The organism is Bartonella sp. AP72JLCBS, from assembly GCF_042195705.1.
In the GTDB taxonomy this organism is placed as follows: domain Bacteria; phylum Pseudomonadota; class Alphaproteobacteria; order Rhizobiales; family Rhizobiaceae; genus Bartonella.
Window position 1 is genome coordinate 17,617 of record NZ_JBHIOU010000003.1, and the last position, 12,452, is coordinate 30,068.

Below are 12,452 nucleotides of genomic sequence, written 5' to 3' on the forward strand. Positions count from 1 at the left end.
TTTAAGAAACTCCAAGCGCTTTAAGTTTACGGTGCAAAGCTGAACGCTCCATGCCTATAAATTCAGCAGTACGTGATATATTTCCACCCAAACGCCCAATCTGCGCCACTAAATATCTCTTTTCAAATAATTCTCGAGCTTCACGTAACGGCAAATCCATTATACTTTCATCTGAATCCATTTGAAGACGTGGCAAAGAATCACTTACTTCACTGGGAAGAAAGTCCGCTGTTATAGGACCATCACCATCCCGCACAAGAATAAGAAGACGCTCAATATTATTACGTAATTGCCGCACATTACCCGGCCAAGCGTGCGTTTGCAAAATAGCAATCACATCATCACTGATTGCACGCGGTTTAATCCCAACCTGCTGTGATATTGTTTTTACAAAATGATGTACAAGTTCTGGAATATCTTCACGACGCGCTGAAAGGGGCGGAACAACAATAGGAACAACGGAAAGACGGTGAAAAAGATCCTCCCTAAAGCGCCCATCAGAAATGAGGTTTTCAAGATTTTGCGCTGTCGAAGAAATGATACGGACATCCACCTTAACACGTTTTGTGCCGCCAATTCTCTCAAATGTTTGCCCCGTTAAAACCCGAAGAATCTTCCCTTGAGTCTCACGCGGCATGTCAGCAATTTCATCAAGATATAAGATACCGCCATGAGCTTCCTCTAAGGCACCAATTTTACGCTCTCTTCCCTCCATTTCGCTGCCAAACAGCTCTATTTCCATTCTTTCCGGAGTAATCGTTGCAGCATTTATTGTAACAAATGGCCCATTCGAACGCGTTGAGAGCGCATGAATAGCTCGTGCAACAGTCTCTTTTCCTGCCCCTGAAGGACCTGTTATCATGATGCGACTATTGGTTGGTGCTACTTTTTCTATGATTTGACGCAAATTTTTTATAACTGTCGATTTTCCGAGCAACTCTAATGTCTCGTTCGAACGCTTTCGCAATTCTAAAAGCTCACGTTTTAAATTTGAATTTTCAAGTGTTCTCTCTGCAACCAATACAAGTCTATCAGCTTTAAAAGGTTTTTCAATGAAATCATATGCCCCTCGCTTTATAGCGGAAACAGCCGTCTCAATATTACCATGACCAGAGATCATAACGACCGGAAGAGCCGGATATTGTGTTTTAATTTCATCAAGCAGTGCTAAACCATCGAGACGACTACCCTGTAGCCAAATATCCAAAAAAATGAGCTTTGGAATACGCTCACTAATTTGAGCCAATGCTTCATCAGAGTTACAAGCAACACGCGTTTCATAACCTTCATCATCTAAAATACCAGCAACAAGCTCACGAATATCTGCTTCATCATCAACAATCAAGATATCTGATACCATACTATTCCCCTATCTTATGATTTATGGCTTGTATAATATTACCCTGCTTACCCCCATCCGCTGGAAATATCAAACGGATCATCGCACCACGACCTTCATAAAAACTCTCCGGTGCATCATGAAGCTCCATGAAACCACCGTGATCTTCAATAACTTTGCGCACAATAGCTAACCCCAGCCCTGTTCCTTTTTCCCGCGTTGTTATATAGGGTTCTAATAACTTTTGTCTTTGCTCTTTAGGAAGTCCTTTCCCGTTATCAACAACATCCACAACCACCCATTCTTCCTGACGATAAGAACGGATAAGAATATGACCGTGAATATTTTCCTCTCGCATAACTGAATCTATGGATTCGCTCGCGTTTTTGATAACATTGCAAAAAGCCTGTACAATGAGACGGTTATCAAATGCACCCATAAGTGGTAGAGTTCCTAAATCTTGCTCAAAATGAATATCATGTCGCGTCACTTCTATCAAGAAACATGCTTCGCGCAACAATTCTCGTATATCTAAAATATGCATTTTGGGTTTGGGCATACGTGCAAAAGAGGAAAACTCATCAACCATACGCCCAATATCTCCAACCTGCCGAATAATTGTGTCAATACACCGCTCAAAGACCTCTCTATCTTGTGTAATAGCTTTGTTATAACGTTTACGAATGCGTTCAGCGGATAACTGAATAGGTGTAAGAGGATTTTTAATTTCGTGTGCAATACGCCGCGCAATATCCGCCCACGCCGCTGTACGTTGCGCTGCAACAAGGTCTGTAATATCATCAATTGTTAGAACCCAAGATTGCCCTTGTCCATCATCCTCCTCCATCGTAACTTGGACATTACAGACACGCTCTTTTCCTGCAACGTTTAAAGTGACCTGCTCACGATGGTTTTTACGATCCAATGAACGCACAAACTGAAAAACCTGCCAAATTTCAGCGCTTAAAGATAAAAGACTTTTTCCAACAACGTGCTCTGAGCGAATATCAAACATCGCTTCAATAGACCGATTGATAATGGTGATATCACCATTATCATCTATACCTGCTACTCCCGCTGTTACACCCGATAACACAGCTTCAGAAAAACGCCGTCTTTCATCAATTTGATCACGCACTGCAATCAATTCATTACGCCGACTTTTCAATTCACTGACCATGTAATTAAAAGTTTTGGATAATTGCCCAATATCTCCATCTTTTGCTCGTACTGGCACGAAAATTTCCATATTTCCAGAAGCAACATCATCGGCAGCACTAATGAGAAGACGAATAGGACGTACTAAGCGATCAGCAACAGCAATAGCAGCCCAAATGGCTGATAAGAATAAACTAAAAAAAAGACACAAATAAAGCATACCAAATGCAATCTGTGTCAGCAGGCGATTCTCATTTAAATCACGATAACGGTCTGTATTAACTTCTGTCAAACGCAAAGCAGATAAAACACCTTTATCAACGTCACGCACCAAATATAAAAATGTGTTTGGAATATTGGTAAATTTTAAAATAATACCAAAATAATCATGAACGCCTGGTTGAAAAGAAAAAGGTCTCGCACTGGTTGCACGTTCAATAAGATGAGAAGGAGGAATTGGCAGTTTATCTTCATCACCAAGAGCACTCGATACAAAAATAGCTCCACTAGAACTTAACAAAAATGCACCACGCAAATTGCGTCCTAGAGCATGACGCGTCAATTGCATCCTATATTCAGCTGGATTACGTTCTAAGAGTTTTTTGTTATCAAGTGCAAATGCCATCGCATAGGATAAATTTTTTAAATTTTGGAGCATTTCATCTGCATAAGCATTTGCTAAATCAATAGAAGAGCCCACAATTTGCCGCGTTGTTGTATCAAACCATCGATCAAGTCCCAAATTTAGTGCTGGACCCGATACAAGAGCTACAGCAACAGCTGGCATTGTCGCAACAAGTGCAAACAATGAAATAAGGCGCACATGAAGACGCGATCCTGCACGCCTTGAACGCCAAGCACGAATGATCGGTATCATCTCATAAAAAACGATGACAATAAGCCCTAAAACCCAAAAACTATTAATTCCTATAAGAATAAGGGTTACTGTTCTACTGGGAACAACAGGAGTTAATCCAATAAGAATAATAAATGAAACAGAGGCCGTAAGTAAAGCCAATACAATAATTGTAATCCCTAAAAAAATATATACCTTACTTAAACGATACAACTCATCGTTATAAGTATTTTTATCTATGTCTTGAAGATTCGTCACAGATGTTATATTCGTCATGAGCTTACATACCCTTATCCCATTATTCTCATATAACCTTTTGTAGCAAAAATTGACAATACTAATACTACATTTAAAATAGGCAAATATAGTCAACGAGAAAAAACTTCTACATTTTGCAAAATATCTTTAAAATAGACTGTGTTCGACGATACTTTACGAAGGAAATGAGATGCGATTAACAAAACAAACAAATTATGCTCTTCGAATGCTTATGTATTGTGCAGATAATCAGGGAACTCTCAGTCGTGTTCCAGAAATTGCTAAAGCATATGCCGTTTCAGAGCTTTTTTTATTTAAAATCCTTCAGCTGCTTGTTCAAGCAGGTTTTATACAAACAGTGCGTGGACGCAATGGTGGAGTTAGATTGGCTAAACCCGCAGCAGAAATTTCAGTCGCGGATGTTGTGAAAGTAACAGAAGACAACTTTTCCCTCGCAGAATGTTTCGATACTGCAGAACCAACTTGCCCCTTGTTTGATTTTTGTGGTTTAAATACCGCACTTCAAAAAGCATTAAATGCTTTTTTTGAGGTGTTATCCGTGATATCCCTTGCTGATCTACAACAACCATCCTTTCAAAATCATTTTAAAATTAATGACAAAAAAGCAAACTAAGATTATAATACAAGGAGATTAAGTATTTCTATTGCAGCAATAATATTAGCCGCTGGACGGGGTGAAAGAGCAGGATCTCCCCATAAAATTCCAAAACAATATCGGCTTCTAGGACAAAAGCCAATTATTTATCATACCGTGCATTGTTTTTTGCAGCATCCAGCTATCACAACAATTATTCTTGTTATTCATCCAGAAGATCGTCAAATCTGTGAACAAGCTATTGACGATTTTAAAGAGCGCCTTACTATCGTTGAAGGAGGCAATACACGTCAAATCTCTACCTTATATGGACTTCAGGCACTCAAAAAATTTGCCCCCCAATATGTGCATATTCATGATGGTGCACGCCCTTTTATCGAAAACAAGCTTCTTAATAACATTCACAACACTATCACGCCTCAAGAAGGTGTTCTTCCTGTTCTGCCCATCTCTGATACCCTTAAACGTATAAATAATCAGCATGTTTTAGAAACAATTCCCCGTACCCATCTTTATAGTGCACAAACTCCACAGTGTTTTCCCTTTGAACATATCTTAGCGGCCCATAAACAAGCAAAACAAGCTTGCAAACAAGAATTCACTGACGATTGCGCAATTGCCGAATGGTTTGGAATTCCTATGCGTACCGTTCCTGGGGATCCTAACAACATAAAAATTACATGGCATGAAGATTTTAATACTGCACATTTATATCTCCAAAAGAAAATGCAAATATTTCCTGATATTCGTACCGGCAATGGTTATGATGTTCACTCTTTTGAGGATGGTGATTTTCTTATATTATGTGGTATAAAAATCCCTTTTCATAAAAAATTAAATGGACACTCCGATGCGGATGTTGCTCTTCATGCATTAACAGATGCCCTTCTTGCAACTCAAGGTGCTGGAGATATCGGTACACATTTTCCTCCCTCTGATCCTCAATGGAAAAATGTATCATCAGAAATTTTTCTCCGTCATGCTCTTGATATTATAAAACAAGCAGGTGGTCGTATCGCCAATGTTGATATCACAATTATCGCTGAAAATCCTAAAATTGGTCCCTATCGTCATGCCATGACAGAAAATCTTATAACAATACTTGCAATAACACCTGATCGTATCTCTATCAAAGCAACAACAAATGAAAGGCTTGGATTTATTGGTCGTGGTGAGGGAATTGCTGCTCTTGCAACAGTGAGCGTCCTTTATTCAGGAGAAATTCCCCAATGACATATCTTTGTGAAAAACACGCACATGAAGTCCTTAATACCTTTCGCCAAAAAGGTTTGCTGTTAACAACTGTAGAGTCTTGTACAGGGGGACTCATTGCTGCATGCCTCACAAATATAGCAGGATCGTCAGATGTTCTCGATTGTGGATTTGTTGTTTATTCAAATGAATCCAAAACACGCCTTGTTGGCGTTTGTGCTGAACTTATAAGAACCCATGGTGCCGTTTCAAAAGAAGTTGCTCTTGCAATGGCTGAGGGTGGATTAAAACATTCACAAGCTGACATTGCAGTTTCTGTAACAGGAATTGCTGGTCCAGGAGGTGCAAGTCTTGATAAACCTGTAGGACTTGTGCATTGCGCAGTTGCTTACAAAAACCACTCCCCCCTGCACAAAGAAATGCACTTTGCTCATCTTAATCGCAATGCTATCCGCCACGCAACTGTTGAAAATGCTTTTAAAATGATTCTGGAATTGCTTCACTGAATTCCCCATACTAATTTCAAAATTCTTTATTCCCCATCGTGTCTATAATCGTCAACATCTTGAAAAAATTTTATTGTATCACAACTTGAAAATGAAAGATCTGAATAGCGTAAAGTTATCTCACTTCAGTCCTGTGTAGGTTGAATTAATCAAATTTATTCACTTGCACGCCACAAGAGAAAAAACTGTATAAATAAAATGATTAAAGAAAGAGACACTTGTACTTCTCTTAAGTGCTAAGAGCTGGCGCGCAACATCTTGAGAGATAGCAAATAAATGATGCAGGAGGACTTCTTCATAAGTGTACAGATGTAGATTTTATATACTTTTACGAGAATCTATACTATTTATTATGAGCACTATTATGAAATGGATATGACGCAAGCATGTTCTATTTGGGCGTTTTGTTTAACGAGTGTGCATCCATTAAAAAAGAGAGAAACAAAAGCATGAAGCTGTGCATCATCTTCATCATTTAAAATGATATTCCTTCAATATGCTTTTGAAAGCTGAATTAAAAACAAATAGTAAAGATGAAAACCAGTTTTCACCTTCACGCTGTTTAAGCAATACGTATTGTTAAAAAATAACAGAATAGACTATGTTACCGTAGAGCCATAAATCTGATGCGCACGCTTCTCAAAAGCCTCGGTAAATTTACGAAACGCAATATCAAACATTGAGCCCATCACTAATCCAAGCGTTTTACTTTTAAATTCATAATCAATAAAAAACTCTACATTACATGCATTGGTATTCTCAATATCATGAAAGGCCCAACGATTTTCAAGATATTTGAATGGACCATCAATATATTTAACTTCTATAAGACTTTTTTCCGGCTGAAGAAATACTTGAGTCGTAAAAGTTTCACGAATAATCTTATAGCCAACGGTCATATCTGCAAGAAGCAATATTTTTTTTCCATATTCTTTTCGAGAACGTATTATTAAAGACTCACACATTGGTAAAAATTCAGGATAACGCTCAATATCTGAAACCAGATCAAACATTTCACTGGCACTATGGGTGATCTGCCGATGTATTGTAAAAATCGGCATAATTATCTCTGTAAGGAAAATTTTTCATCACGCGCTTTTTGCAAAATGGCAAAATCATCTCCAGCATGATGAGATGAACGCGTTAGAGGATTGGAGGCCATATGTAAAAATCCTTTTACTTTACCAATCTTGGCAAAAGACTCAAATTCTTCAGGAGGCACAAAACGAACAACTGGATGATGTTTTCGTGTAGGCTGCAAATATTGTCCAATTGTCATAAAGTCAACATCAGCAGCGCGCAAATCATCCATCAATTGCAAAACTTCATTTCGCTCCTCCCCGAGGCCAACCATAATTCCCGATTTTGTAAAAATTGTTGGATCAAGTTCTTTAACACGTTGTAATAAACGAATTGAATGAAAATAACGTGCCCCTGGACGGACCTTCAAATATTTAGAAGGAACTGTTTCTAAGTTATGATTAAAAACATCAGGCTTAGCAGCAACAACAACTTCTAAAGCGCCATCCTTATGACGAAAATCAGGTGTAAGAACTTCAATTGTTGTTTTAGGAGTTTTTTGACGAATCGCATAAATAACTTTTGCAAAATGCTCAGCACCACCATCAGCAAGATCATCACGATCAACAGATGTAATGACAACATGTTTTAATTCCATCCGTGCAACAGCATCAGCGACACGTTCTGGCTCATTATCATCAACGGCAAGTGGAATACCTGTTGCAACGTTACAAAAAGCACAAGCACGCGTACATATTTCACCTAAAATCATAAAGCTAGCATGCCTCTGGCTCCAACATTCGCCAATATTAGGACAACCAGCTTCTTCACATACAGTCACTAACTTATGCGTACGTACAATACCATGTGTTTCCTTATAAATTGGTGATGTTGGCGCTTTTACACGAATCCAATCTGGCTTTTTTTGAACGCTTGTATCAGGACGATGTGCCTTTTCAGGATGACGCAATCGTCTATTTGCAACTCTATCAACAACCGTAACCATTTAAGCCTTTGCCTTATAAATACGAAGTAACAATCAAAAATATAAAATTTTTCATACAATCCAGTCATCAAGCGTTTAAAACTTGACCATAAGCATCTAATACACTTTCTTTCATCATTTCCGATAAGGTCGGATGTGGAAAGACAGTATGCATTAATTCTTCTTCTGTTGTTTCAAGATTCATAGCAATAACAAAACCCTGTATCAATTCTGTTACCTCAGCCCCTACCATATGGGCCCCGAGAAGCTGTCCTGTTTTTTTATCAAAAATCGTTTTTACTAACCCCTGATCTTCACCCAAAGCAATCGCCTTACCATTCGCAGCAAAAGAATAACGACCAATACGTATATCATAACCTGCTTCTTTTGCTGCCGCTTCTGAAAGCCCTACAGAGGCAACCTGTGGTGTACAATATGTACACCCTGGAATTTTTCTTTTATCAAGTGGATGAGCGCTTTTCAAACCTGCAAGATGCTCAATACATATCACACCTTCTTCTTCTGCTTTATGGGCCAACATAGGAGGGCCTGCTACATCACCAATAGCATAAATACCTTCCACCCCCGTCCAACTCCATTCATCAGTTACAATGCAGCCGCGATCGGTTTTTATTCCCAAAGCTTCTAAACCAAGATTCTCAATATTACCTTGCACCCCAACAGCGGAAATCAACCGGTTAACAGTCATTGACTCTATTTTACCTTGAACATCAATATGTACACTTACAGAATCGGAAGATTTTTCAACCTTTGTTACTTTTGCTTGACGAAGAATGCGTAAACCTTTTTTCTCTAACTGTTTACGAGCAAACGTTGAAATTTCAATATCTTCAGCAGGCATGATATGGGGCATCATTTCAACAACAGTTACTGTCGCCCCCATATCATGATAAAAAGAAGCGAATTCAATGCCAATAGCCCCAGACCCTATAACCAAAAGCGATTTTGGCATTGCTGGCGGTATCATAGCTTCAAAATAAGTCCAAATGAATTTTCCATCTGGCTCAATACCAGGAAGGACACGAGGACGTGCGCCCGTTGCAATAATGATATGCTTTGCTTGATAAGTTCCCTCCCCTAACGTCCCTTTAGGGACTGGATTTTGCGGTTGCATAATCGGTTTGGAGGATGAAGAAACCATAATTTCCGCAGGAAGGCTTCCCTTTGCTTCTTTAGTAAGCTTTGCTTCACCCCAGATAATATCAATTTTGTTTTTTTTCATTAAAAAACCAACACCAGCATTTAAACGTGCTGAAACACCCCGTGAACGTGCCACAACATCTTTGATGTTTGCCTCAATTGAACCATTAATTTTTAATCCATAATTTGTCGCATGTTCAGCAAAATGTTTCATTTCCGCTGAACGTAGAAGGGCCTTTGTTGGAATACATCCCCAATTTAAACAGATCCCTCCCAAATGTTCACGTTCAACAATCGCAGTCTTAAAGCCACATTGTGCTGCACGAATTGCGGTTACATATCCGCCTGGACCTGATCCAATCACAATTACATCATAAAGATTTACCACAGTAATTCCTCCATGGATATATATAAAATGGATATGCATTTTTTGAACTTAAGTCTGTAAAAAAACATGAGAGAATTATCTTATGTCTTTGCTTTAAGCTTCACGCAAATGCTTTATCCAAACCAGAAATAGCAATAACATTGCTCTTTAAACTCTTTAAATTTGTTTCTATTCTCTTAACACGCTTTCTCACAATTTACGTGAAGAACTGTTAAACAGTTCAAACCAACATTGCTAATGGATTTTCAATCATCTTCTTAAAAGTCCGCGCGAGCTCTGCTGCTAAAGCACCATCGACAGCACGATGATCCGCAGAAAGCGTAACTGACATAACTGTCGCAACAACTAATGCACCATTTTTAACAACGGCGCGTTGCTCCCCTGCACCAATCGCAAAAATCGTCGCATGCGGTGGATTAAGAATAGCCGAAAAACTTTTTATACCATACATCCCCATATTTGATACAGCTGTTGTTCCACCCTGATATTCTTCCATTTTTAACTTGCCCTCGCGCGCACGCTTTGCAAAATCCTTCATCTCTTTGGAAATAAGTGATAACGGCTTTTCCTCTGCATGGCGAATAATCGGTGTAATTAATCCATTGGGAATAGAAACAGCAACCCCAACATCACAATGTTTATGATGAAGCATCCCGCCTTCAAGCCAAGAAACATTCGCATCGGGAACCGCTTTCAAAGAAAGTGCGACAGCTTTGATCACCATATCATTAACAGAAAGCTTATAAGTAGGCTGAGTTTCTTCCTGCCCCTTAACCATTGGAGCAGCAGCATTCAGTTGTGTACGCAGTGCTAATAGCGCATCAAGTTCACAATCTACCGTTACATAGAAATGTGGGACTCTCTGTTTTGATTCCACCAAACGTGTCGCGATTGTTTTACGCATATTATTATGGGGAGCGAAGCTATATTCATCCTCTTTGAAGAGTTTCAATATCTGTTTGTCCGAAGCACCTGTAGCTATTAGCTCCCCTATCGATGATGAATAAGACACTTTAGACATATCGCTGCTCACAGCTTTTTCTACATCGCGCTTAATAATACGCCCATGCGGACCACTTCCAGAAATAAGGGATAAATCAAGACCTGCCTGAGATGCTAATCGCCGCGCTAAGGGAGAGGCAAAAAGACGAGCTTCCTTTTCATCTTTCTGTATTAATTGCCCAGTTGATGATTCATGAGACATTTTTATTCCCTTTGAGTCCGTCTGTTTCAGAGAATCTGTCTGTTTGATGCCCTCTGGTTTTTGTCTTGTAGAAGAAGAGATTTCTTCTGCAACTTTTGCAGCTTCAGCTAAATCTTCACCTTCTTCTGCTAAAACAACAATTAAAGCATTTACTTTAACGCCTTGTGTTCCAGCAGGAACAACAATTTTAGCAACCCTACCTTCATCAACGGCTTCGACTTCCATTGTCGCTTTATCCGTCTCAATTTCAGCAATAACATCACCAGAGGAAACCTTATCTCCCTCCTTAATATTCCATTTTGTTAAATTTCCCTCTTCCATCGTAGGGGAAAGCGCTGGCATTGTAATTTTAATGGGCATTATGCTTTCCTCCGTTATGCTCTGTATGTCACAGCCTTAACGGCCTCAATAATTTCAGCAGTATTAGGCAAAGCCAACTTCTCAAGATTAGCGGCATAAGGCATCGGAACATCTTTGCCAGAAATCGTAGCAATTGGCGCATCAAGGTAGTCAAAAGCCTGCTGCATAACACGCGTTGCTATTTCAGTTCCCACAGATGACTGAGGAAATCCCTCTTCAATTGTGACCAAACGACCTGTTTTTTTAACTGATGAAAGAATTGTTGGAAGATCCATCGGGCGAATGGTTCGTAAATCAATCAATTCAACATCAATACCAAGTTTTTCAATTTCTGGTAACGCTTGAACAGCATAATGCATCCCAATTCCACATGCAACAATCGTCACATCTTGTCCAGACTTATGAATACGTGCCTTACCAATAGGCAAAAGAAAATCATCCAGTTGAGGAACATCAAATTGATGCCCATACAAAATCTCATTTTCAAGGAAAATAACAGGATTATCATCACGAATAGCAGATTTCAGCAAACCTTTTGCATCTGCAGCACTATAAGGCATGACAACTTTCAGACCTGGTACATGACTATACCATGCAGCATAACATTGAGAATGTTGAGCACCAACACGGGCAGCCGCGCCATTGGGACCTCGGAAAACCATAGGAGCGGTCATTTGTCCACCAGACATATAACGTGTTTTGGCTGCTGAGTTAATAATTTGATCCATCGCCTGCATCGCAAAATTAAAGGTCATAAACTCGACAATAGGACGTAACCCACCAAAAGCAGCCCCGACAGCCAGCCCAGCAAAGCCGTGTTCTGTAATTGGGGTATCAATAACTCGGCGTTCTCCGAATTCTTCCAACAAACCTTGACTAACCTTATAGGCACCTTGATATTGCGCGACCTCTTCCCCCATGAGAAAAACTGTTTCATCACGCCGCATTTCTTCAGCCAAAGCCTGATTAAGTGCTTCACGAACTGTCATTGTAACCATTTGTGTTCCCGCTGGAATATCAAAATTAAGAGATGTATCAAAAGTAGGAGCAGCCTGCGGAACTGACAAAGGCAGAGAAAGAGCAGATTCCTTAGTTTTTTGTGCTGTATCAGTAGGTTGCGAAATATCCTCAGCACGCTCACCTTCTTCTAACAAAATTGCAATAACAGTGTTAACCCTTACGCCTTCTGAACCTTCAGGCACAAAAATTTTACCAAGAGTACCTTCATCAACGGCCTCTACTTCCATTGTAGCCTTATCCGTTTCAATTTCAGCAATAACATCGCCAGAGCTAACCTTATCACCTTCTTTCTTGAGCCATTTAGACAGTTTACCTTCTTCCATAGTTGGTGAAAGCGTCGGCATCAAAATATCAATAGACATACTTGCT

The 12,452-nt window shown here is 39.5% G+C and carries 10 protein-coding genes; 3 read left to right on the plus strand and 7 right to left on the minus strand.

Annotated features, from left to right (window positions below; all coding sequences use genetic code 11):
- Position 1: 1 nt before the first annotated feature.
- Both ACFILO_RS02375 and ACFILO_RS02380 read right to left on the minus strand, forming a co-directional pair.
- On the minus strand, positions 2-1,360 hold the full coding sequence (locus ACFILO_RS02375; protein ID WP_375611278.1) for a sigma-54-dependent transcriptional regulator: 1,359 nt from the start codon (positions 1,358-1,360) through the stop codon (positions 2-4).
- Position 1,361: 1 nt separating this feature from the next.
- Positions 1,362-3,629 (minus strand): ATP-binding protein, encoded by a 2,268-nt coding sequence (locus ACFILO_RS02380; RefSeq protein ID WP_375631782.1) that lies wholly within the window; start codon positions 3,627-3,629, stop codon positions 1,362-1,364.
- Positions 3,630-3,801: 172 nt separating this feature from the next.
- Here ACFILO_RS02380 and rirA point away from each other — a divergent pair, with 172 nt between their 5' ends.
- Genes rirA through ACFILO_RS02395 form a run of 3 tightly spaced genes read left to right on the plus strand, consistent with a single transcriptional unit; the run spans position 3,802 to position 5,945 of the window.
- On the plus strand, positions 3,802-4,245 hold the full coding sequence (gene rirA / locus ACFILO_RS02385; protein ID WP_375611276.1) for an iron-responsive transcriptional regulator RirA: 444 nt from the start codon (positions 3,802-3,804) through the stop codon (positions 4,243-4,245).
- Positions 4,246-4,269: 24 nt separating this feature from the next.
- Entirely contained in the window at positions 4,270-5,460 is a 1,191-nt protein-coding gene (locus ACFILO_RS02390; RefSeq protein ID WP_375677810.1) for a bifunctional 2-C-methyl-D-erythritol 4-phosphate cytidylyltransferase/2-C-methyl-D-erythritol 2,4-cyclodiphosphate synthase, read from the plus strand.
- Positions 5,457-5,945 (plus strand): CinA family protein, encoded by a 489-nt coding sequence (locus tag ACFILO_RS02395; RefSeq protein ID WP_375677774.1) that lies wholly within the window; start codon positions 5,457-5,459, stop codon positions 5,943-5,945. The genes ACFILO_RS02390 and ACFILO_RS02395 overlap by 4 nt, the downstream gene beginning before the upstream one ends.
- Positions 5,946-6,544: 599 nt before the next feature.
- On the opposite strand, the gene ACFILO_RS02400 is transcribed toward ACFILO_RS02395, so the two are convergent.
- The 5 genes from ACFILO_RS02400 to ACFILO_RS02420 all read right to left on the minus strand — a co-directional run bounded on the left by ACFILO_RS02400 (position 6,545) and on the right by ACFILO_RS02420 (position 12,445).
- Positions 6,545-7,006 (minus strand): type II toxin-antitoxin system RatA family toxin, encoded by a 462-nt coding sequence (locus ACFILO_RS02400; protein ID WP_273791149.1) that lies wholly within the window; start codon positions 7,004-7,006, stop codon positions 6,545-6,547.
- 2 nt (positions 7,007-7,008) lie between these two features.
- Positions 7,009-7,971, minus strand: a complete 963-nt coding sequence (gene lipA, locus ACFILO_RS02405; RefSeq protein WP_375611273.1) for a lipoyl synthase — start codon at positions 7,969-7,971, stop codon at positions 7,009-7,011.
- 67 nt (positions 7,972-8,038) lie between these two features.
- The gene (lpdA, locus tag ACFILO_RS02410) at positions 8,039-9,499 is read right to left on the minus strand and encodes a dihydrolipoyl dehydrogenase (RefSeq protein ID WP_375677775.1); all 1,461 of its coding nucleotides are present in this window, start codon (positions 9,497-9,499) and stop codon (positions 8,039-8,041) included.
- Between the two features lie 220 nt (positions 9,500-9,719).
- Positions 9,720-11,063: a pyruvate dehydrogenase complex dihydrolipoamide acetyltransferase gene (locus ACFILO_RS02415; protein ID WP_375677776.1), complete on the minus strand. Its 1,344-nt coding sequence runs from the start codon at positions 11,061-11,063 to the stop codon at positions 9,720-9,722.
- Positions 11,064-11,077: 14 nt separating this feature from the next.
- Entirely contained in the window at positions 11,078-12,445 is a 1,368-nt protein-coding gene (locus ACFILO_RS02420) for a pyruvate dehydrogenase complex E1 component subunit beta (protein WP_375620767.1), read from the minus strand.
- Positions 12,446-12,452 lie beyond the last annotated feature (7 nt).

Excerpts from the sequence above, each read along its gene's own strand:
- ACFILO_RS02375 (WP_375611278.1), bottom strand. The coding sequence starts at position 1,360 with ATGGTATCAGATATCTTGATTGTTGATGATGAAGCAGATATTCGTGAG.
- ACFILO_RS02380 (WP_375631782.1), bottom strand. The coding sequence starts at position 3,629 with ATGACGAATATAACATCTGTGACGAATCTTCAAGACATAGATAAAAAT.
- rirA (WP_375611276.1), top strand. The coding sequence starts at position 3,802 with ATGCGATTAACAAAACAAACAAATTATGCTCTTCGAATGCTTATGTAT.
- ACFILO_RS02395 (WP_375677774.1), top strand. The coding sequence starts at position 5,457 with ATGACATATCTTTGTGAAAAACACGCACATGAAGTCCTTAATACCTTT.
- ACFILO_RS02400 (WP_273791149.1), bottom strand. The coding sequence starts at position 7,006 with ATGCCGATTTTTACAATACATCGGCAGATCACCCATAGTGCCAGTGAA.
- lipA (WP_375611273.1), bottom strand. The coding sequence starts at position 7,971 with ATGGTTACGGTTGTTGATAGAGTTGCAAATAGACGATTGCGTCATCCT.
- ACFILO_RS02415 (WP_375677776.1), bottom strand. The coding sequence starts at position 11,063 with ATGCCCATTAAAATTACAATGCCAGCGCTTTCCCCTACGATGGAAGAG.
- ACFILO_RS02420 (WP_375620767.1), bottom strand. The coding sequence starts at position 12,445 with ATGTCTATTGATATTTTGATGCCGACGCTTTCACCAACTATGGAAGAA.